We start from the raw sequence: 22,279 nt of genomic DNA on the forward strand, positions 1-22,279 counted from the left end.
CAAACAACGTTCAGGCAATGGCATGCCGCAGCACGATCCAGGCAAGCCGGGCCTTGGACACGCGCACCCGCGTACGCGGCGCGCGCCAGCCACGGGCCAGCAGGCGGGTCAGGATCTCGTGATAGACCTCGTACATGATGCGCGGCGAGCGCACCACGCGCGACGGGCAGCGCGCCATGACGGCGGCGGCGGCGTCGTAGTGCGCCTGCGCGTCGCGGGCCACGGCCCGGCAGACCATGTCGATGGCCGGGTGGGCGATGATCTGGTGCGGCGTGCCCGGCGGAATGCCGGCGGCGGCCAATGATTCGGCGGGCAGGTAGAGCCGGCCGATGTCGGCGTCCTCGTCCAGGTCGCGCAGGATGTTGGTCAGTTGCAGCGCGCGGCCCAGGTGGTGGGCCAGTTCGATGCCGGGCGCCTCGTCCAGGCCGAACACGCGCACGGCCAGGCGGCCGACGGCGCTGGCCACGCGGTCGCAGTACAGGTCCAGCGTGGCGGCGTCGGGCGCGACGATCGTCGCCACGACGTCCATGATCATGCCGTCGATGACGGCCTCGAAATCCTGCTGCTGAAGGTGGAACGTGCGGATCTGCGCGTCGAGCGCGTGCAGTGCGGCGGGCGCGTTGCCGGCGTAGCAGGCGGCAATGTCGCGGCGCCAGTCTTCCAGCGCGGCCAGGCGGTCGGCGTGCTGGGTATCGCCGTCGGCAATGTCGTCCACGGCGCGGCAAAACGCATAGATCTCGAACATGGCCTGCCGCTGCGACGGCGGCAGGATGCGCATGGCGGTGTGGAACGAGCTTCCGGAAGACACGGCGGGTCCGGCGGGCGGGGCGCCGGGCGTTGCAATTTCAGTACCGGCCACAGGTTTCCTCGGCACGCTTTCGATGTCCAGACGGCTGTGATGGCAGGCAGCCTGGCTTCTGGGTTTTTAGAGTCGGGCGATTATAGCAACTTCACCGATCCGGCGAATTTGTGGCGCATGGCGCACTTCAAGCGCAGCATGGGCCACGCTGGCAGGGATGCCGAGGTTCGCCCGCGCGGGGACATCGGCAACCAGAATCGGGTGGGCGACGGCGGCCGTGCCAAATCCATCGTCCATATAAGAAAACCGGCAAACGAAATGCCGGCGCTGCATGAGTTTCACTGATTAATCGACCGGCCGGTCAAAACGTCAGCAATGCCATACATTATCGGGCGCATAAAAGCAGAAAGCCCCGCCGAAGCGGGGCTTCCCAGGCCTGAAAACCGGCCCGGCGTATCCGGGCTCAGATGGCCTGGATCTTCGTGGCCTGTTCGCCCTTCTGGCCCATGGCCTTCACGTAGCGGACCTTCTGGCCTTCCTTCAGCGACTTGAAGCCATTGCCTTCAATCGCCGAGAAATGCGCGAACAGGTCGTTGCCGCCTGCGTCCGGGGTGATGAAGCCGAAGCCCTTGGCGTCGTTGAACCACTTAACGGTACCGGTTTCCATATTTCTATCCAACCTTGAATTTCAGATGAGCGTGATTGCCCGACCAAGCATGGTGCCCACTACGAACCGGAGCATTAACGCTACAGCCGGTGCACATGCGAGCAGCCATTCTGACGGTTTTTTTTCGCGTGTCAATCAGCCTTAGCCCCTAACGGTATTTCGGCATGCGAACAGCAGATATTAGAGATTTCTAGATCATTTCAGCGTTTGTCCGACATCAGGCGGAATGGATTGGATGGTATGACACGTATTCCGGTATCTGTGGTATCGGCAGTGCGTACCGCCACGCGGGGTTTCCCCAGTGCCATGCCACAAATCGGTCCGGTCGAGCCTACTCCATATGGACTATGGCTACCGATGGATGATGCCGGGACAATGCGCGTCAAAACCAGAACCGGTTGCCGCCCTCCATGGGCGAGCGCGCCGGGGCGGCGTGGCAGCTGGCGCGCCAGACGAATGGAACGGGGAATCGGGATGTCGATGCATTCTTAGCCAGAAACCATGGCACAACGGGCCGGCGGGCCCGCCACCGGCATGCGCCGGGCATTTTCCGCCGTATTTTGCTGCGAGACCGAAGCCATTGCCGCGCCAAAGCCCGGCAGGGTGACATGCGTCCGTGTCCGGCATATGTCACCGGTCTTTCGGCACAATTTTTGACAATCTCCGTCGTACGAATGGCCTAGCATCCGACCTGCCGTGAATTAGTAAAAACGCTAGTTCGATACGGAGGCGACGGCATAATGCGGGGCGCGGGCCAACGGGCGAAGATCCGTCCGGTACGCGCAGCGCCAGCCGCGCGGGCCATACCAACACGAAAAAAAGCGGACAACAGCAGTGAAGCACTTGCAGCGTTCTATCCGGGGGCTTTTCCAGAAGGTTGGCAACCATGGGTCACGGCGTGCGGCAGCGCGCGTCTGCCGCCATGCGATGCTGGCCGTCGCGGTCATGGCGTCGCTGGGCGCGACATTGCTCGGCGCGCTGACGCCGTCGGGCGATGCCCAGGCGCAGCCCGCTCCCCAGGCCCCCGCCGCCCCGAATGTGGCCTTCCACTATGGCGCCAAGCCGCCCGTCGACCAGTTGCAGGCGTTCGACGTGGCCGTGGTCGAGCCCGACAGCGGCTTCGACCCGCGCCAGGCCAAGACCCCCAATACCGCGTGGTTTGCCTACGTCAGCCTGGGCGAAGTGCTGCCCAGCCGCGCCTACTTTGCCGATATCCCCAAGGCGTGGCTCACCGGCAGCAACGACGCCTGGAACGCCCGCGTGGTGGACCAGGCCGCCGACGGCTGGCCCGCGTTCTATGTGGACCGCGTGATCAAGCCGCTGTGGGAGCGCGGCTACCGTGGCTTCTTCATGGACACGATGGATTCGTACCACCTGGTGGCCAAGACCGACGCCGAGCGCGCCCGTCAGGAAGCCGGCATGGTCCGCGTGATCCAGGCCATCAAGGCGCGTTACCCCGAGGCCCGGCTGCTGTTCAACCGCGGTTTCGAAATCCTGCCGCAGGTGCATGGGCTGGCCTACGGCGTGGTGTTCGAATCGCTGTTCCGGGGCTGGAACCAGGCGCAGGGCGCCTATACCGAGGTCAGCCAGCAGGACCGCGACTGGCTGCTGAACCAGGCCCGCATCATCCGCGACCAGTACAAGCTGCCGGTCATCTCGATCGACTACTGCCCGCCGGCGGACCAGCGCTGCCGGCGCGACACCGCGCGCCGCATCCGCGCGCTGGGCATCACGCCGTACGTGACGGACTCCGGCCTGCAGACCGTGGGCGTGGGCCAGATCGAGGTCATGCCGCGCCGCGTGCTGGTGCTGCAGGAAAGCCAGCCGGGCGTGTCGATCGACAACAGCGAGGGCGTGCGCTTTGTGTCGATGCCGCTGAACTACCTGGGCTACCGCGTCGACTTTGCCGAGACGCGCGACGCGCCGCCCGAAATCACGCCGGACCGCTACGCGGGCGTGGTGGTCTGGTCCAACGGCTACTTCACGCGCAACGCGGCCCGCTACCAGGCCTGGCTGGAAAAGCTGACGGCCCAGGGCGTGCCCGTGGTGTTCATGAACGGTTTTGGCATGCCGGCTAGCAGCCCGCTGCTGCGCGGCCTGGGCCTGACCCAGGCCAAGGGTCGCCTGACCGGGCCCGTGCAGATCGTGTCGAAGGACAAGATGATGGGCTTCGAGCAGCCCGTGGCGCCCGATGCCACCGACGCGGTGGCCGTGCAGGTGCAGGACGGCGCCGCCGGTACGCGCTCGCTGCTGCGCCTGCGCGCTGGCGCGGTGACCTACGACGCGGCGGCCATCACGCCGTGGGGCGGCTACGTGACCGGCCCGTACGCGGTTCGCCAGAACTACGCCATTCGCCAGAACTCGTCGAGCGACCAGGATCGCTGGATCGTGCAGCCGCTCGATTTCCTGCGCGAGGCGCTGCGCCTGCCGGCCATGCCCGTGCCCGACACCACCACCGAAAGCGGCCGGCGGCTGCTGACGATCCATATCGATGGCGACGGGTTTGCGTCGAAGGCCGAGATCCCGGGCGGCGGCTTCTCCGGCGAGGTGCTGTTCCGCGAAATCTTCGACCGCTACCGGCTGCCGATGACCATGTCGGTCATCGAGGGCGAGGTGGGCAAGACCGGCATGTACCCGAAGCTGACCGCCGAGCTGGAGCCCATCGCGCGCAAGATCTTCGCCCAGCCGTATGTCGAGGTGGCCAGCCACACCTATTCGCATCCGTTCGAATGGGGCCGCACCGTGACCGGGCAGGGCGGCGACGCCCGCGTGACCGAGGGCGACGAGGAATTCCACCTGGCCATTCCCGGCTACAAGATGGACCTGAACCGCGAGATCGGCGGTTCGATCGACTACATCAACAAGGTGCTGTCGCCGAACAAGCCGGTGAAGATGCTGCTGTGGCCCGGCGACTGCCAGGCGCCGCCCGAGGCGATCAAGCTGGCCGATGCCGCCGGCGTGCTGAACATGAACGGCGGCGACACGCTGATCACGCGCAGCAACCCCACGTGGACGGCCATCGCGCCGTTGGGCATCCACAAGGCCGACAACACGTTCCAGGTGTTCGCCACCAACCAGAACGAGAACGTCTACACGAACCTCTGGCGGGGCCCGTACTACGGCTTCGAGCGCGTAATCGAAACCTTCGAGATGACCGAGAAGCCGTACCGCTTCAAGGCCGTGAACATCTACTACCACAGCTACGCAGGCACCAAGGCGGCGTCGCTGAAGGCGCTGCGCAAGGTGTACGACTACGTGCTGACGCAGAACCTGCTGCCGATGCATTCCACCGACTACGTGCTGAAGGTGCTGGACTGGCAGGGCATGGCCGTGGCGCGCGAGCTGGGCGATGGCGCCGACGGCGCGCCGGCCAGCGGCGCCTGGGTGGTGCGCGGCGACGGCAACCTGCGCAACCTGCGCTGGACCGGCGCCGGCGTGCCCGACGTGGCCACGGCGCAGGGCGTGACCGGCTCGTCGCCGGCGCCGGGCGGCGGCGTCTACGTCCACCTGGACGGCGGCGACGCGCGCTTCCGCTTCGTGCCGGCCGCCACGCGCGCCGTGCCGGAACTGCCCGAGGCCAACGGCCTGGTGCGCGACTGGCGCCGCGATGGCGCCACCACCCGCTTTGCCTTTTCCGGCTACTACAAGCCGTTCTTCCGGCTTGCCAACGCCGGCCAGTGCAGCGTGACCATCGACGGCAAGCCGGCCCGCGGCGTGCGCGAGAACGATACGCTGCGTTTCGATACCCCTGCGGTGAATGATCCGATCCATGTCCAGCAACAAGTCGAAGTCCGCTGCGGCGCCTGAGCGCGAGCGGCTGTTGCCGCCGGCGCTGGTTCTGACCTTTACCGCGATGGTGGGGGTGGGCCTGGCGCTGATGTTCCCGCGCGAGACGCTGCGCGAGCGCCTGCTTGGCCAGGGCCGTACGGTCGATGGCCTGACCGTGGCCTACCTGGAGGCGTGGTCGCGCGTGGCGCCGGACGACACCAGCTTCATGAGCGTGCTGGCGGAGCAATACGCGCGCAGCGGCCGCCTCGATGACGCCGAGAAGATGCTGGAGCGGATGATGGCGGTGCACGGCCAGGACCTGACCGGCCATATCCTGCGCACCCGCATCGAGATCACGCAGCAGCGCGCCTATGCGGCCCAGCCCGAATCGCCCGAGCGCGCCGAGCGCCTGGCGCTGATGAAGGACCTGATGCGCCAGGCCACGGCCGCCGACACCATGCGCCGCTGGACGCTGGCCGACCTGCAGACGCTGGCCACGCAGGCCCGCCAGATCGGCGATGCGGACGCGGCCAACGTGCTGTTCCGCGCGCTGGGCCAGCGCGACCCGGCCAACGCCGACTTCTACAACCGCCAGCTTGCCAGCATCGCGCTGGCGGGCGGCAACTATCGTGACTCCGCACAGGCGCTGTTCGACGCCCAGGCGCGCTCGAAGAACCTGTACGAGCAGCGCACGCTGTTCCTGCAGGCGTTGCAGACGCTCCAGTCGGGCAACCTGCTCGACGAGGCACTGGCGGAAGCCGAGCGCCGTGGCGGCAAGCTGCTCGACGATCCGGACGTGCTGCGCTTCCTGACCCGGCTGGCGCTGGCCGCCAACAAGCCGGACGTGGCGGCGAAGTACGTGGAACGGCTGCTCAAACTGTCCGCCAGCCGGCCATCGGATGCCGCGCGGATCGCGCTGGCCGAACTGCGCCGCGACGAGGCGCGTGCCGGCGTGCGCCGTGTGTCCGACAGCGAGCCGTGGCTGGCCCGCCAGTACGTGTACCTGGATGGCCCGCAAGGCAGCGCGCTGCGCGCCCGCATGGACCAGTTCGGCGTGCGCCGCGTGCATGCCGAGCAGACCGCCGTGCTGGCCCAGGCCACGCCGCGTCCCGGCCCGGGCAACCCGACGCAGGCCGAGGCGCAGGCCGCGGCCAAGGAAGACGTGGCCGCTGCCGTGGCGGCCGGCAAGTCCTTCAACGCCGACGACCACGACCTGGCCTACCGCGTGTTCCTGGCGGCCGGCAAGCTCGACCAGGCCCAGAGCGTGGCGCAGACCGCCGTGCGCAAGCTGCCGAACGAGCCGGTCTGGCGCGAACGGCTGGCACAGGTGGCCGAATGGAATCGCCAGCCGACGGTGGCGCTGCAAAGCTGGCTCGAATACGCGCAGGCCACCAACGACGCCCGCGCATGGAACAACGTGCTGCGGCTGGCGCCGGGGCTCAACGACGACCGCGCTTACCTGGCCGCGCTGCGCCATCGTGCCGGCGGCGGCGACCTGAAGGTCATCGACGAGGTGGTGGCGGCCTACGAGCGGCTGGGCGAGCCCGAGGCAGGCATGGCCTTCCTGGATGCGCTCGCCAACGGCCCGAACGGCCGCCAGGTGATGGAGCGCAATGCCGAACTGGCCGAGCGCGCGGGCAAGGACGACCGCGCCTTCGCGCTGTACGGCCAGCTGCAGAAGCGCTTTGGCGCGCGGCCCCGCTACGCGGTCAAGCGCGCCAACATCCTGTTCGTGCGCGGCCGCCTGGACGAAGCCATGGACGCGCTGCTGCCGGCGCGCAACCAGGCCGGCCCGCAGGATCTGCTGTACTGGCGCTCGTTTACCGAGCTGGCCCGACTGACCCAGCGCGAGGACCTGCTCAAGGAAGGCTATCGCCAGATGATGTTCGCGATGGCTGCCAAGCATGACGACCACTGCATGCAGTTGCCGCCGGGCGCGGCCCGCAACGACTGCATTGCCGAAGTGCGCGACACCGAGGAAGCCGACTTCGCGAACATGGTGCAGTACTACGACCGTTCGCCGATCGACGCGGGCCGCATTGCCGAGGCGGGCTGGCGCAAGGGCGGCAAGCTGGAGGACTTCCAGCTTGCGATGTACTACTACACGCGCGCCCACGCCTACCGCCGCATCGAGGGCCTGCTGGCGGAGCTGACGCCCGCGCAGCTGCGCGAAGCCGAATCGTCGGCGCTGTTCCTGATGCGGCGTGCCGAATACTGGCGCCTGACCGGCAACCGCGACCGCGCGATGGCCGACCTGCGCCGCGCGGCCGGCCAGCCCGACGCCGACAGCGAGACCTTTGGCGCGCTGCTGTGGGCACTGGTCGACAACGGCACCGACAGCGAGGTGCGCGCGGTGATGCAGCGGCTGAAGCCCAGCGCCGAGCAGGACCCGAACCTGTGGGGCGCCTACGCCGCCGGCGCCATGCGCTTCCAGGATGGCCGCACCGCGCTGCACTACCTGACCAAGATGCAGCAGGGCAAGCATCCTGATCCGCTGTGGCTGGGCCTGACGGCCGACGCCTACGAGGCCATCGGCCAGACGTCCACCGCGTTGCGCATCCGCCGGCAGGCGTGGAACGAGCTCCACCACGCCTGGGGCCCGGGCGGCCCGAACTGGGCCGGCGCGGCCGAGCGCGAGGACGAGGACGACGGCCAGGACGGCCCGCCGCGCGCAGACCTGCGCCGCCAGCGGGTGGCGCTGGGCCAGATCTTCGCGTCGGGCGATGTTTCGCGCAGCCTGGTGATCGAGATGCTGCGCCGCGACGGCGCCGAAGTGGCGGCGCGCCGCCAGGCGCCGGGCGACGCGAAGTCGCCGTCGCAACTGGGCGACGTGCCGGGCCTGCCGCCGCTGGACGTGGCGCCGCCGGCCGAGATGGCGCAGGCGCAGGGCCGCCGCCAGGAGCAGATTTCGGCGGCCAGCCGCGAGGTGGCGCTGGCCTGGGCGATGTCGTCGGAATCGAACGAACTGGCGCGCGCGTGGCTGGCCCGCCAGTACGCGAGCCGGTTGCAGCGCCCGGCCTATGCCGAGATCGCGATTGCGCTGGACCGCAACGACATGGACCAGCTCGACCGCATCCTGGAGCGCCAGGCCGGCCGCGTGCCCGTGACGAGCCAGATCGAGGCCAACCGCCAGCTCGACCGCCTGTCGGCCGCGCAGACGCAGGCGTTCGAGACGCAGGAGCTGGCCCGCACCGACGACACGCTGCAGCAGACGCTGGAAGACGCGCTGCTGTTCAACGCGCAGGCCATCGAGCCGCGCGCGTCGTTCCAGCGCCAGAAGCCGCTGGAGTTCTACGAGTACAGCCTGGCCGGCGGCGCGCGGCTGTGGGACGGCTTTGCGCTGAACCTGCGCGGCGTGTTCCGCGACCAGCGCTCGGCCGACCGCACGCAGATCGACAACGTGCCCGCGTCGGACCGCCGCGCCGAACTGGCGCTGACCTACCGCGACAGCCAGAAGAACTGGCTGCTCGGCGTGGGCCGGCGCGACGGGCTGCAGAGCTTCACCACGGCCCGCCTGACCGGCAACTGGAACCAGGACGGCCGCGTGCAATACACCGGCACGCTGGGCTACAACCAGCCGGCCGACGAGTCGTCGCAACTGCGCGTGGGCGGCATGAAGGACGTGGCCGAACTGGGCGCGCAGTGGCGCCTGGGCCTGCGCGAGTTCGTGGGCGGGCGCGTGCAGTACAACCATTTCTACGGGCAGGACCGCACGGCGCTGGGCCACGGCATGGTGTTCGACGTCGAGGCCGGCTACCGCATCCGCACGCAGTATCCGGACTACACGGTGCGCGTGGTGGGCACGCGCGGCATCTACAGCACCAACGGCGGCACGCTGTCGCCCGCCATGCAGCGGCTGCTGCCGGCCGGCGACGACGAGGCGAGCCCGTCGTTCTACATGCCGCAGAGCTTCACGCAGGCTGGCGTGCTGTTCGGCTTCGGCACGGACCTGATCGACGACTACACCCGCAAGTGGCGGCCGTTCCTGGAGGCCGGCGCGCTGTACGACACGCGCGCCGGGCACAACTTCCGGGGGCAGGTTGGCGTGGCCGGGTCGGTGTTCGGCAATGACCACCTTTCGCTGTATGTCTCGCACGACACCGCGGCCCGTACCACGGGCACGCCGTTGACCGAAGTCGGCCTGCGCTACCGCTGGCTCTATTGATTGTTTCCAGATAACGAGGGGAATCTATGATGAACAGGACCAATACCCGCATGGGCCGGCTGATGGCCTGGTGCGCCGCCACCGGTGCGGCACTGTGGCTGGCCGGCTGCGCCGTGACCGACGTGGGCCGCGCGCCGCAGATGGCCGCCGGCGACACCGTGGCCGTGCTGCCGATCGTCAACTACACCGAGACGCCGCAGGCTGGCCTGCGCGCCGAAGCCATCGCCGAATCGCTGCTGAAGACCGGCGGCGTGGCAAACCTGAAGCGCTACCCGGCGTCGCTGAACCCGGAAACGCTGTTCGAGCCGGCCGAGCGCGAGTCGGTGGGCAAGGCGCTGGAATGGGCGCGCGGCGAGCGTGCGCGCTACGCGCTGACCGGTGCCGTGCAGGAATGGCGCTACAAGGTGGGCGTGGACGGCGAGCCGGCCGTGGGCATCTCGCTGCAACTGATCGACGTGGCCTCGGGCCAGGTGGTGTGGTCGGCCACGGGCAGCAATGCGGGCTGGAGCCGCGAGTCGCTGTCGGGCGTGGCCCAGAAGCTGCTGCGCCGCCTGCTGGCCCCGCTGATGCAGGGCTGATGCAACGGCCCGGATGGAATCGAGTGGAAAACAAGGACGGGTGACAAGCGTGGCACACACCGCGGAAAAAACGCGCCAGACGGCTCGCAAGGGGCAGGGCATCAGCCTGGGCGGGCGCTATGCGCGCTGGCTGGCCCCCGCGGGAGGCGGGGCGGTGGCCGTGCTGGAAATGATCGTCGTGATGGTGGCGGCGATGGCCATCGCCTGGGTGGTCCTGCCGCAGAACCCGCTGCTGCTGGGGCTGGGCTTTCCGTGGGCATGGCTGCTGCCGGTGATCCTGGCGCTGCGCTACGGCACGCTGCTGGGCGTGGGCGCCGTGCTGATGCTGCTGGGCGGCTGGTTCTTCTTCGACGGCATGGGCGCGCACCACGAGGCGTTTCCGCGCATGTTCTTCCTGGGTGGCCTGCTGCTGGTGCTGGTGGCCGGGCAGTTCGGCGACGTCTGGAACACCCGCCTGGCGCGGGCCCGGGCCGTCAATCGCTACCTGGACGAGCGGCTGTCGGCGCTGACCAAGAACCACTACCTGCTGCGCATCTCGCACGCGCGGCTGGAAAACGACCTGCTGGCCCGCCCCACCACGCTGCGCGACACGCTGTCGCAGCTGCGTGCCGTGGCGCTGCAGGACGCCGGACGGGTTGCCCGCACCGAGCGGCTGGCCGGCGCGCAGCCGATGCTGCAGGTGGTGGCGCAGGCGTGCCAGGTGGAAGGCGCGGCGCTGTATGCCTGCCAGGGCGATACGGTGCTGCCCGATGCCGTGGCGGCCATCGGCCCGGGCTTCACGCTCGACGTGAACGACCCGCTGGTGCGCCACTGCATCGACACGCGCGAACTGGCGCACCTGCGCACCGCCGGCCTGCAGGACGACGCCGAGACGCGCTACGTGGCCGTGGCGCCGGTGCTGGCCGGGTCCGACCGCCTGATCGGCGTGCTGGTCGTCGAGCGCATGCCGTTCCTGTCGCTGACCTATGAAAACCTGCAGCTCCTGATGGTGCTGATGGGCTATTACGCCGACGGCGTGGAGCACGCCGAGGCCACGCACGGCATCCAGGAACTGGCGCCGGCCATTCCGTACGCGTTCGCGCTGGACTACGCGCGGCTGTCGCGCCTGCGCCGCGAGACCGGCATCCAGAGTTCGGTGGTGGCGCTGGTGTTCGACCTGGACGAGGCCCGCGACGCGCTGTTCGAACAGGTGGTGCGCAGCCGCCGGGCGCTGGACGTGGCCTGGCCTGCGCGCGGCGCCCATCAGCGGGCAATGCTGACGCTGATGCCGCTGTCGGACAGCCAGGCCGTGTCGGCCTACCTGGTGCGGATCGAGGACATGCTGCGCGCCCAGTTCGGCACCGACTTCGCCACCGCGCACATCGGCGTGTACACGCTGCCGGTGCCGGCCGCCGGCGCCGAGGAAGCGCTGGTGCGGCTGCTGCATCGCTGCCATCTGGACGGCATCGCGCCGGACCAGGTGGCGGCGGCCACGCCCGGTGCCGGCCCCGCGCCGGCCGCCGGCCAGACGCAGGCGGGCTGACGCATGGGCAAGCTGACCATCGGCGGCACCGCCATCCAGATCGCGGCCCTGTACCTGCTGTTCCGGGGCGATACGGGCCTGCCGCTGCTGCTGTCGTTCCTGGGCCTGCAGGCCGTGGCCGCGGCGCTGCTGGGCCTGGCGCTGTGGCGCCTGCTGCCGCGCCGCTTCCGCACGCCGTTTGCGTGGAGCTACGCCTACCTGGCCGCGTTCTGCTTCTTCGTGCCGCTGGGCGGCGCGCTGGTGTGCCTGGGCAGCCTGCTGTTCTCGAAGCTGTTCCCGAAGCAGCGTGACAGTTCCGGCATTGCGTCGATCGCGCTGCCCGAGTTCGTCACGCACCTGATCCAGCGTGTCACGCACGGCGGCGGCGCCCGGTTGCGCGCGCAGCTTGGCAATACGCGCGCGCCGCTGCCGGAACGGATGACCGCGCTGGTGGCGATGCAGTCGATGCCCACGCGCACGGCCAGCCCGGTGCTGCGCGAGCTGCTGGCCGACAGCACCGACGACATCCGGCTGCTGGCCTACGGCATGCTCGACGGCGCCGAAAAGCAGCTGACGCAGAAGATCCTGGCCGAACTGCCGCGCCTGCAGGCCGCCGACACACCGCAGGCCCGGCTGGAAATCAACAAGCGGCTGGCAGACCTGTACTGGGAACTGATCTACCAGAACCTGGTGCAGGGCGACGTCTACCGTTACACGGCCAGCCAGGTGGAGCGCTACGCCAGCGCCGCGCTGGAGATCGACGACGGCAATGCCGCGCTGTGGTACATGCGCGGCCGGCTGGCGCTGTCGCGCAACGCGCCGGGCGAGGCCCGCGACTTCCTCGGCCGCGCCGAGGCGCTGGGCTTTGCGCGCGAGCGCGTGCTGCCGCTGCTGGCCGAGGCCGCCTACCTGGAACGCGACTATGCCGCGGTGCGCCGCCTGATGGCGGCTTTCGACAGTCCTTCGCCGCTCCCGCTGGTGCGGCCCCTGCTGCGGTACTGGCAATCATGAGCGAAATTCTGGTCAAGGGAACGTCTGCCGACGTCATGCTGCTGCTCGAAGGCACGTTCCCGTATGTAAGCGGGGGCGTGTCGAGCTGGGTCAACCAGATGATCCGCGCGTTTCCCGATATCCGCTTCGGCATCGTCTTCATCGGCAGCCGCCGCGAGGACTATGGCGACATGGCCTACCCGTTGCCCGACAACGTGGTGCACCTGGAAACCCATTTCCTGTACGACTTCCCGCCGCCGCCGCTGGTACACGGCACGGCCGGCGACGCGCGCGCGTTCGACAAGTCCGACGCGCTGCACGAACTGCTGCGCCAGCCGGGCCGCGAGGCCGAGGCCGGCGCGCTGATCCGCGAGCTGATGCCGCAACTGCGCGAGGGCGGGGCGCTGTCCGAGGACGCGTTCCTGTACAGCAAGCGCGCCTGGGACACCATCACGGACCAGTACCGCCAGTTCTGCACGGACCCGTCGTTCACCGACTACTTCTGGACCATCCGCATCATGCACAAGCCGCTGTGGCAGCTTGTGCGGATTGCCGACGGGCTGATCCCGGCCAGGGTCTACCACACGGTGTCCACCGGCTACGCGGGCTTTCTGGGCGCGATGCTGCGCCACCGCAACGGCCGGCCGCTGCTGGTGTCCGAGCACGGCATCTACACCAAGGAACGCAAGATCGACCTGTTCCAGAGCCAGTGGATCCGCGACAACCGGAACATCTTCGAGCGCGACATTTCCCAGATCAGCTACTTCCGCGAGCTGTGGGTGCGGTTCTTCGAGACGCTCGGCCGGGTCTGCTACGAGGCCGGCGACGAGATCACCGCGCTCTACGAGGGCAACCGCCGCCGACAGGTGCTGGACGGCGCGCTGGCCGAGCGCACGCGCAATATCCCGAACGGCATCAACCTGCCGCGCCTGGCCGCCCTGCGCGACAGGCGCGCGCCCGGCGTGCCGCCCGTGCTGTGCCTGATCGGCCGCGTGGTGCCGATCAAGGACATCAAGACCTTCATCCGCGCCATGCTGACCGTGGTGCGCGAGTACCCCGACGCCGAGGGCTGGATTGCCGGGCCGGAGGACGAGGACCCCGAGTACGCGCGCGAATGCCGCAGCCTGGCCGAGAGCCTGGGGCTGGGCGACAAGGTCAGGTTCCTGGGCTTCCAGAAGATCGACGACCTGCTGCCGAAGGTGGGCGTGCTGATCCTGAGCTCGATCTCCGAGGCGCTGCCGCTGGTGGTGCTGGAAGGCTTTGCAGCCGGCGTGCCGTGCGTGACGACGGACGTGGGCTCGTGCAGCGAGCTGGTCTACGGCCTGCCCGGCGAGGACGCCGCGCTGGGTGCGGCCGGCGACGTGGTGCGCATTGCCGATCCGGCCGCGCTGGCCACCGCCGCGCTGGGGCTGCTGCAGCATCCGCAGCGCTGGCAGGCGGCCCAGGCATCGGGCATCGCGCGGGTGGAGAAGTACTACACGCAGGAACAGATGGTGGGTAGCTACCGCACGCTCTATACGGATCTGATGGCGATGCCCGACGGCGCGCGCCGCGAGCGTGGCGCCAGCCCCGCGAAGTGCCCGGTGCACGGGGGAGGACGCTGACATGGCCGGCATTGGATTCGAACTTCGCAAGATGCTCCGGCGGGACAGCCTGTCGGGCATGCTCAGCGCCTACGCCTACGCGGGCGTCATCAGCTCGGGCCCGTGGGTGCTGTCGATCCTGGGCATCCTGCTGATCGGCATGATGTCGATCGGCTGGGTCGTGCCGGGGGCGCTGATCACGCAGTTCCAGGTGTCGGTCACGTACCTGATCGCGTGCAGCCTGATACTGACCGGGCCGATGCAGCTGTCGTTCACGCGCTTCACGTCCGACCGCCTGTTCGAGAAGCGCGCGGACATGGTGCTGTCGAACTACCACGCGGTGGCGCTGCTGTGCACCGGGCTGGCCGGCGCCATCGGCCTGGCCTGCGCGGTGTGGGCGTTCGACGACCAGTCGGTGCTGTACCGGCTGCTGATGATTGCCGGCTTCGTGATCATGAGCAACATCTGGATCGCGGCCATCTTCCTGTCGGGCATGAAGCAGTACAAGGCCATCGTCTGGACGTTCGCCGTGGGCTACACGATCACGGTGCTCACGGCGCTGGCGCTGCGCACGCACGGGCTGGAAGGGCTGCTGGGCGGCTTCGTGTTCGGCCAGCTTTGCCTGCTGGTGGGCATGATCACGCTGATCTACCGCAACTACACGAGCCACCGGTTCATGTCGTTCGAGGTCTTCCAGCGCCGCTACGCCTACCCGAGCCTGGTGGCCATCGGCCTGTTCTACAACCTGGGCATCTGGATCGACAAGTTCATGTTCTGGTACGCGCCGTCCACGGGCCAGCCCGTGATCGGGCCGCTGCATGCGTCGATCATCTACGACATCCCGGTGTTCCTGGCCTACCTGGCGATCATCCCGGGCATGGCCGTGTTCCTGGTGCGGATCGAGACCGATTTCGTCGAGTACTACGACGCGTTCTACAACGCGGTGCGCGGCGGCAGCTCGCTGGAGCACATCGAGGACATGCGCAACACGATGGTCCAGACCATCCGGCTGGGGCTGTACGAGATCGTCAAGGTGCAGGCCATCGCGTCGCTGCTGCTGTTCGTGGTGGGCGGCTGGCTGCTGCGGCTGCTGGGCATCTCCGAGCTGTACCTGCCGCTGCTGTACGTGGACGTGATCGGCGCCAGCCTGCAGGTGGTGCTGCTGGGCGTGCTGAACATCTACTTCTACCTTGACCGCCGGCGCGAGGTGCTGCTGCTGACGGGTACGTTCGTGGTGCTGAACTTCGCGCTGACCCGGCTGACGCTGTCGCTGGGGCCGGCCTGGTACGGCTACGGCTTCGCGGTGTCGCTGCTGATCGTGGTGGCGCTGGCGCTGTACCTGCTGGACCGCAAGCTCGACCGGCTGGAATACGAGACGTACATGCTGCAATAGGCCGGGCCGGCCATGTGCCGGTGCCGCCGCTCCGCCATGCGCCATCCGCGCATGGCGGCTCAGGTTTTCATTACGCCCGCAAGGCGCGCGCCGTCCAGGCGGCAGTCTGCGGCGCGCCTGCAACACCCGCATGGGTGGCCCCCCTCCAATGTAGCCTCGACGCGCCATGGCGCGTTTCGGTAACATGACGCCGCCGCGCCAGACACCGGCCGCAGTCACCAGAGGGAAGTAGATGAGAATTGCCTCAGTCGAGGACGATCCCGCACAGGCCGACCAGATCCGGCAACTGCTCGAAGAGGCGGGCTACCGCTGCACGAGCTTTGCCACGGGTGCCGCGTTCCTGCGCGCGCTGCGCGACCAGGCGTTCGACCTGGTGCTGATGGACTGGCAACTGCCCGATACCAGCGGCTACGAGCTGGTGAGCTGGGTGCGCCAGCACTCGGGCCGCCTGCCGCCCATCCTGTTCCTGACCAGCCGGATCGACGAGGCCGACATCGTCGCGGGCCTGAGCGTGGGCGCCGACGACTACCTGGCCAAGCCGCTGCGCCCGGCCGAGTTCATCGCCCGCGTGCGTGCGCTGCTGCGCCGGGCGTATCCCGAGGCCATGCACGACGACGAGCTGATCCGCCAGGGCCACTACGTGGTGGATGCCCGGCGCCGCACCGTCGCGGTGGACGGCCAGCTGGCCGACCTGTCGCCGCGCGAGTTCGACCTGGCGCTGTTCCTGTTCCGCAATATCGGCCGGCTGATGTCGCGCGAGGTGATCGAGCAGGCCGTCTGGGGCCGGGCGATGGATGCCGGCTCGCGCACGCTCGACACCCACGTGTCGCGGCTGCGCATCAAGCTGGCGCTGCGGCCCGAGAACGGCGTGCGGCTCAGCTCGGTCTACTCGCACGGCTATCGGTTCGAGGCCGCCGGTGCCACCGATGCCACCGGTGCCACCGATGCCTAGCCGCGGCGCCGCCGCCGGGAGCGCCGGGCGGTGATGGCCCGCCGCACCCCCGCCGATCCGGCCGCCGTCGTCTTCCATCGCCGCACCCGCGTGGAATGGGTGCTGATGCTGGCCGCCGTCATCGTGCTGACCACGCTGGTGGTGCGCTTCAACGGCTTCGAGCGGGCCGACCTGGCCGTGCTGGACTTTGCCGTGGCCAACATGCCCGAGGCGCTGCGCGGCGGCCCGGGCATCGCGCGCGTGCCGATGCTGGTGCGCTGGCTGGCCACGCTGGTGCCCGTGACGCTGGCGGCGCTGGCCGTCTGGATGCTGACGCCGCGCGACGCGCTGGTGGCCGTGGCCGTGCTGGTGGCCGCGCTGGTCGGCGGCAGCATCATGCTCATGGGCAGCCTGCAGCTATGGTTCGCGCCGTCGGCGGCCGTGTTCGGCTGCCTGCTCGTCTATCCGATCTGGAGCTGGCGGCGCCAGGAGGCCGCGCTGCGGTTCCTGTCCGAGGAACTGGCGCGGCTGGTGCGCGAGCCGGGGCTGCCGGGCGTGCCGGCGCGCGTCGACCATTCGCTGGACGGCCGCATGCAGGCGGTGTACGACATGACGTCGCGGTTGCGCGACATGCGGCGCTTCCTGTCCGACGGGCTGGAGAGCCTGCCCGAGGCCACCGTGATCTGCGATCTCGACGGCGGCATCCTGGTGGCCAACCGCCGCGCCGTGGCGCTGGTGCCGGCCGTGCTGCGGGGCATCAACGACCTGCCGCAGCCGCCGTCGGCGGCGGGCATGGGCGGCGACGCCTACGCGGACATCTACGGCGGGCTGGGCCGTCCCGGCCTGCCGGACGTGATCGAGACACTGTTTCCGGTGCCCGGCCCTGGGCTGGCGTACTGGGATGCGCTGTGCGGCGCGCTGGACGCCGACGCGCCGGTCACGTCGTCATCCGATTCGCACGGCGTGGAGCTGGCCACCGAGGATGACCGCCGCTACCTGCTGCACGGCGCGCCGCTGCACGGCGAGACGGGCCGCCCGGCCGGCGTCATCGTCACGCTGGTCGACATCACGGCCGTGCGCCGCGCCGAGCGCCAGCGCGAGCAGACGCTGCACTTCCTGTCGCACGACATGCGCTCGCCCCAGGCGTCGATCCTGGCGCTGATCGACCTGCAATCGCGCCCGGAGCGGGCGCTGCCGCAGGCCGAGCTGCTGGGCCGCATCGGCGAGCACGCCCACCGCACGCTGGCGCTGGCCGACGATTTCATCCGGCTGGCCCAGGCCGAATCGCAAAGCCTGCCGTTCGCCGACGCGGACCTGACCGCGCTGGTGCTGGATGCCACGGACGAGATGTGGGCGCTGGCCAAGTCGCGCGGCATCGAACTGCGGCTGGACCTGGACGGCGACGGGGTGGCGCTGCGCGCCGTGCCGGCGCTGCTGGTGCGGGCCATCGCCAACCTGGTCAGCAACGCCATCAAGTTCAGTCCGGACGGCGCCCCGGTGACGGTGGGCCTGCGCAAGCTGGGCCCGTACATGGCCATCGAGGTGACCGACCAGGGCCCCGGCATCGCGCCGGAAGCCCAGGCACGCCTGTTCCGCCCGTTCAGCCGCGTCCACGCGCCATCGACCGATGCGCCGTCGGGCAGCGGGCTGGGACTCGTATTCGTGAAGACCGTGGCCGAGCGCCACGGCGGCCGCGTGATGCTGCGCAGCGCCCCGGGCGAGGGCGCCACGTTCTCGATCTGGCTGCCGCTCCGCTACCGCGCCGGCTGACCGCTGCCGACACAATTGTTGGCAATCCCCTGTGCAGAAATTGCCTACGATCTGTCGGACCACGGACACCGCATCCGTGGCCTTCCAGCCCACGTCGTGCCCCGGCGTGGGCGTTTTTTTGGGGGTGGTCGGCAAGCAGAGCCTCTACGCCCTCTCCCCCAACCCCTCTCCCGCGATGCGGGAGAGGGGAGTCGGACGGTGGAATTGATTAGGCTGCGGCCCGAACCGGCTGCGGGGTTTAGCTCCCCTCTCCCGCCTGCGGGAGAGGGGCTGGGGGAGAGGGCAAGCCGTTCAAACCGCGATACCCGCCCCTCAAGCCAGACCGCCTATTTGGCCATCCCCGGCGCCGGTGCCGGCGTTGCGGGGGTGGCCGGCGCCGGCGTGGCCGGGGCTTCGGCAGGTTTCTTGTCGTCCTTGTCGGCCGGGGGCGTGTCCTCGTCGTCCTCGTAGGACGGCAGGGCGTCGCCGCCGCCGCTGAGCAGGTACTGGCGGCGCTGGGTGTAGGCGTCGCGGACGAAGGCGTACTTGTCCAGCGCGGCCTGGGACAGCAGGTCGGTGGCGCCCAGCATGTTGGCGCGGGTGTTGATCAGGTTCACGCCGAACATCGAATAGCGCCAGGCGTCGTCGAAATAGTGCGCCGGGTCCAGGAAGATGCTGCCGGCCACGCCCACGCCGTCGCGGAACGAGCTGGGGCCGAACAGCGGCAGTACCAGGTACGGGCCGGACGGCACGCCCCAGGTGCCCAGCGTCAGGCCGAAGTCGGTGGAATGGCGCGGCATGCCGGCGGCCGTGGCCACGTCGATCAGGCCGCCGATGCCCAGCACCGTGTTGATCGCCACCCGCATCATCGTTTCCACGGCTTCCACGGGCTTGCCCTGAAGCACGTTGTTGGCGAAGTTGCCGACGTCCGAGAAGTTGTTGAAGAAGTTGGTCACCGCCAGCCGCGCCGGTTCCGGCGTCACGGCCTGGTAGCCCTTGGCCAGCGGCTGGGCCACGTAGGTGTCGGCCTTGTCGTTGACCGTGAAGATGGCCCGGTTCAGCGGTTCCAGCGGGTCGGCCGGGTTGGCGTTGGGGCCGGTGGCGCAGCCGGTGGCCAGCAGGGTCAGCGATGCCGCGCACAGCGCGGTGGCCAGCCGGGACGAAACGGGCGCCGCGGCGCGCAAGGACGGAAGGCGGGAGAGCATGGTGAGACGGTCTGTCTTTCTCGGTTCTTGTCATGGAGGACGGCCGCGCCCCGTGGCGCCGGGCGTGGCCGTCTGGCGTGCGTCGGCAGGCCGCCCGGACTAGCGCCGGGGTTTGCCGGATTCCGACCCTGCTGAATTATCGGCAGATTGTGCCATGGTCGTAGCCACCGTGAGTGGCGGCAGCGACGGGCCGAGCGGCTCGGGCCGGCCGGGCAGCTCGCGGCGCGGGCGGCCCATCAGGATCGGCTGGAAGAACACCGCGCCGGCCAGCGTGCACGCCAGGGACAGCGCCAGCAGCTTGCCCATGCTGGCCGTGCCGGGATGGTGCGACAGCCAGAGGCTGCCGAACGCCGTGGCCGTGGTGGCCGCGCTGTACAGCACCGCGTGGGTCAGGCTGGACTGCAGCAGCTTGGTCTTGCCGTGGCGCCACGCAATCACGTAGTAGATCTTGAACGCCACGCCGATGCCCAGCAGCAGCGGCAGCGCGATGATGTTGGCGAAGTTCAGCGAGATGCCGAACAGCACGCACAGCTCCAGCGTGATCAGGCCCGACACCAGCAGCGGGATCAGCGTCCGCAGCACGTCGCCGACACGCCGGAGCGTGATCCAGAGCAAGACCGTGATCGAGATGACGGCCCAGATGCCCGCGTGGATGAACGCGGTCATGATCGTGTCGGCCGAGCCCTTGATCGCGATCGGCCCGCCGGTGGCGTCCGGCTGCACGCGCGCCATCACGTCGATGAATCGGTCAAGCGTGGCCTGCCGGGCGGCTTCGTTCTTGGCGCCCGGGGGCGGCAGCCTGGGGCTGACGTTGACCAGCGCCTGGCCGTCCGGGGCCAGCCAGTCGCGCACCAGCTCGGGCGGCAGTGTCTGCTGGGTGATCGTCTGCGGCTGCAGCGCCCGTTGCAGCGACGCCAGCGCCAGCCGCAGCGGCAGCGCCACGGCCCGCTCGGCGCGGTCGCGCGTGGCGGGCGGGGCATCGGCCAGTTGCTTGAGAGACCGGGACAGGTGCTCGGCCGACGCGGCGCCCGGGCCGGGGTGGTCCAGCGCGGCCAGCGACAACTGGCGCGACGCGTTGCGCAGCGACGCCACCCGCAGCGCGTCGGTGGCCGGCGTGGCGGTCTGCTGGGTCAGCACCGGCATCAGGTTCTTCGCCATGCCGGCGATGATTGGCAGCTTGGCGGCCTGGTCGTCCGGGATGAACGTCTTCAGCGTGACCACGCGCGCCACCTCGGGCACGGCCTTGAGCCGGGCGGCCACGGCCTCGGCGTCCTTCAGCGTCGGGGCCAGCACCTTGACGTCGTCGGTGCCGGCCTGCGGCGCGTCCTTGAGCGCCAGCAGCGTGGACATCGACTCGGAATGGGGGTCCTTCAGGTGCAGTGGGTCGAAGTCGAACCGCAGGTGCGGCAGCAGCGGGAAACCGCCGATCAGCACGGCCAGCACGCCGACCAGCGTGCCCTTGCGGTGGCGCTCGAAGAACGCGTCGGCCGGGGCCAGCCAGCCGAAGCCAGGCATTTCCGCCTCGCCGCCCGGCGCCAGCACGCGGATCAGGGCCGGCAGCATCGTGAACGTGGTGGCGAAGGCGATGACCATGCCGACGCCGGCGATCTTGCCCAGCTCGGCCACGCCGCGGTAGTCGGTGGGCAGGAAGCAGAAGAACGCGGCGGCCGTGGCGGCGGCGGCCAGCGTGAGCGGTCCGGCCACGTCGCGGGCGGCCAGCGTCAGCGCGTCGTTCAGGTCGCCGTGGTCGTGGCGCTCGGCCCGGTAGCGCACGCCGAACTGGATGCCGAAGTCCACGCCCAGGCCCACGAACAGCACGGCAAAGGCCACCGAGATCATGTTCAGCGCGCCCACCATCATCAGGCCCAGCGCGGCGGTGATGATCAGGCCCGAGATCAGGCTGACCAGCACGGCGGTGATCAGGCGCGCGGACCGCAGCGCCATCCACAGGATGCCGATCACGACGACCAGCGTCAGCACGCCGTTGAGCACGGCGCCTTCGCTGACCGAGGCGAATTCGTCGTCGGCCAGCGGCTGCGGGCCGGTCAGGCGCACCACGGCTTCGTAGCGCTCGGCCAGCTTGAGCTGCGTGGCGGCGGCGCGGATTGCGTCGCTGGCGCCCGAGCCGGCCTTGAGGTCGCTGAAATCCAGCACCGGCGACAGCGTGACGAAGCTGAACGCGCGGCCGTCGGCATTCGGCTTCAGGCTGTCGTCGACGAGTCCGGCCCAGGATAGCGCCGCGGGCTTGTTGGCCAGCACGCCATCGACGGTCCGGGCGCTTTCGGCCAGCAGCTTGTCCATGTCGGACAGCTTGACCTGGCCCAACTGGAGCGGCAGGTTCAGCGTGGTGGTCAGCAGGTCCGACAGCCCGCGCAGCGTGGGGTCGTGGGCCAGGTTGTTGAGCAGCGGGCGCGCCTGGCCGAGCTTGTCGGCCATGTCGTGCACGCTGGCCGTATCGGCGAACAGCAGGCCGTTGCGCTCGAAGAACGGGCCCGATCCGGGCTGCCCGACGGCCTTGAAGCGGTTTGGCTGCTGGCGCAGCGCGTCGGCCAGCTCGTTGGCGGCGGCGTCGGCCAGTTCCTTGGCCGGGGCCTGCACGACGGCCAGGATCATCTTGTCGCGCTGCGGAAAGGCGGCGCTGATCGCGGCATCGTTGGTCGCCCAGGGCGCGTCCGATTCGAGCAGCTTGCTGATATCGGTATTGATGGCGAAATTGCGTGCCGCGTAGACGCCGCAGCCGACGGTGAGCAGCAGGGTTATGCCGATCACGAGCCAGGCGTGAACGGTGGCGAACTTAACGGTGCGAACCAGCAGCGGTCTGATCATGTGTCTGTGTATCTTCAACGCCCGCAAGCGGCGGGGGCGCGCGGGCGGCACCCGGAGTATAGCGGTTGGAGGCGGGTAACCCGCGCGCGCGGGGCGGCCCGAACCCCATCGCGATCCGCTATAT

General features: G+C 69.4%; 14 protein-coding genes. 10 read left to right on the forward strand and 4 right to left on the reverse strand.

Features of this window, described 5'->3' with window-relative positions; all coding sequences use genetic code 11:
* Positions 1 to 10: 10 nt before the first annotated feature.
* Positions 11 to 859: a presqualene diphosphate synthase HpnD gene (hpnD, locus tag EPAKOI_RS18270; RefSeq protein WP_423194211.1), complete on the reverse strand. Its 849-nt coding sequence runs from the start codon at positions 857 to 859 to the stop codon at positions 11 to 13.
* Between the two features lie 39 nt (positions 860 to 898).
* On the opposite strand from hpnD, the gene EPAKOI_RS18275 reads away from it, so the two are divergent.
* Positions 899 to 1,144 carry a hypothetical protein gene (locus tag EPAKOI_RS18275; RefSeq protein WP_423194212.1) on the forward strand — a complete coding sequence of 82 codons (246 nt, stop codon included), beginning with the start codon at positions 899 to 901 and terminating at the stop codon, positions 1,142 to 1,144.
* 118 nt (positions 1,145 to 1,262) lie between these two features.
* On the opposite strand, the gene EPAKOI_RS18280 is transcribed toward EPAKOI_RS18275, so the two are convergent.
* Positions 1,263 to 1,466, reverse strand: coding sequence for a cold-shock protein (locus EPAKOI_RS18280; protein WP_008650922.1), 204 nt, complete (start codon positions 1,464 to 1,466; stop codon positions 1,263 to 1,265).
* 927 nt (positions 1,467 to 2,393) lie between these two features.
* On the opposite strand from EPAKOI_RS18280, the gene EPAKOI_RS18285 reads away from it, so the two are divergent.
* The 9 genes from EPAKOI_RS18285 to EPAKOI_RS18325 all read left to right on the forward strand — a co-directional run bounded on the left by EPAKOI_RS18285 (position 2,394) and on the right by EPAKOI_RS18325 (position 18,145).
* Positions 2,394 to 5,273, forward strand: coding sequence for a bifunctional glycoside hydrolase 114/ polysaccharide deacetylase family protein (locus EPAKOI_RS18285; RefSeq protein WP_423194213.1), 2,880 nt, complete (start codon positions 2,394 to 2,396; stop codon positions 5,271 to 5,273).
* Entirely contained in the window at positions 5,236 to 9,399 is a 4,164-nt protein-coding gene (locus EPAKOI_RS18290; RefSeq protein WP_423194214.1) for a tetratricopeptide repeat protein, read from the forward strand. Before EPAKOI_RS18285 ends, EPAKOI_RS18290 begins: the two co-directional genes overlap by 38 nt.
* A 29-nt stretch (positions 9,400 to 9,428) precedes the next feature.
* Positions 9,429 to 9,977, forward strand: coding sequence for a penicillin-binding protein activator LpoB (locus EPAKOI_RS18295; protein ID WP_124686675.1), 549 nt, complete (start codon positions 9,429 to 9,431; stop codon positions 9,975 to 9,977).
* Between the two features lie 13 nt (positions 9,978 to 9,990).
* Positions 9,991 to 11,499: a PelD GGDEF domain-containing protein gene (locus EPAKOI_RS18300; protein WP_313837015.1), complete on the forward strand. Its 1,509-nt coding sequence runs from the start codon at positions 9,991 to 9,993 to the stop codon at positions 11,497 to 11,499.
* Between the two features lie 3 nt (positions 11,500 to 11,502).
* On the forward strand, positions 11,503 to 12,489 hold the full coding sequence (locus EPAKOI_RS18305; protein WP_124685339.1) for a tetratricopeptide repeat protein: 987 nt from the start codon (positions 11,503 to 11,505) through the stop codon (positions 12,487 to 12,489).
* Positions 12,486 to 14,072 (forward strand): GT4 family glycosyltransferase PelF, encoded by a 1,587-nt coding sequence (gene pelF / locus EPAKOI_RS18310; protein ID WP_124685338.1) that lies wholly within the window; start codon positions 12,486 to 12,488, stop codon positions 14,070 to 14,072. The genes EPAKOI_RS18305 and pelF overlap by 4 nt, the downstream gene beginning before the upstream one ends.
* Before the next feature lies 1 nt (position 14,073).
* Positions 14,074 to 15,444, forward strand: coding sequence for an exopolysaccharide Pel transporter PelG (gene pelG, locus EPAKOI_RS18315; RefSeq protein WP_124685337.1), 1,371 nt, complete (start codon positions 14,074 to 14,076; stop codon positions 15,442 to 15,444).
* 232 nt (positions 15,445 to 15,676) lie between these two features.
* Positions 15,677 to 16,396 (forward strand): response regulator transcription factor, encoded by a 720-nt coding sequence (locus tag EPAKOI_RS18320; protein ID WP_423194215.1) that lies wholly within the window; start codon positions 15,677 to 15,679, stop codon positions 16,394 to 16,396.
* Positions 16,397 to 16,429: 33 nt separating this feature from the next.
* On the forward strand, positions 16,430 to 18,145 hold the full coding sequence (locus EPAKOI_RS18325; RefSeq protein WP_423194216.1) for an ATP-binding protein: 1,716 nt from the start codon (positions 16,430 to 16,432) through the stop codon (positions 18,143 to 18,145).
* Between the two features lie 326 nt (positions 18,146 to 18,471).
* On the opposite strand, the gene EPAKOI_RS18330 is transcribed toward EPAKOI_RS18325, so the two are convergent.
* Both EPAKOI_RS18330 and EPAKOI_RS18335 read right to left on the reverse strand, forming a co-directional pair.
* Positions 18,472 to 19,329: a VacJ family lipoprotein gene (locus EPAKOI_RS18330; protein WP_313837008.1), complete on the reverse strand. Its 858-nt coding sequence runs from the start codon at positions 19,327 to 19,329 to the stop codon at positions 18,472 to 18,474.
* 99 nt (positions 19,330 to 19,428) lie between these two features.
* Positions 19,429 to 22,155 (reverse strand): MMPL family transporter, encoded by a 2,727-nt coding sequence (locus EPAKOI_RS18335; RefSeq protein ID WP_124685333.1) that lies wholly within the window; start codon positions 22,153 to 22,155, stop codon positions 19,429 to 19,431.
* Positions 22,156 to 22,279: the final 124 nt, after the last annotated feature.

The sequence above is a fragment of the Cupriavidus sp. H18C2 genome, assembly GCF_049393795.1.
Taxonomy (GTDB): domain Bacteria; phylum Pseudomonadota; class Gammaproteobacteria; order Burkholderiales; family Burkholderiaceae; genus Cupriavidus; species Cupriavidus pauculus_C.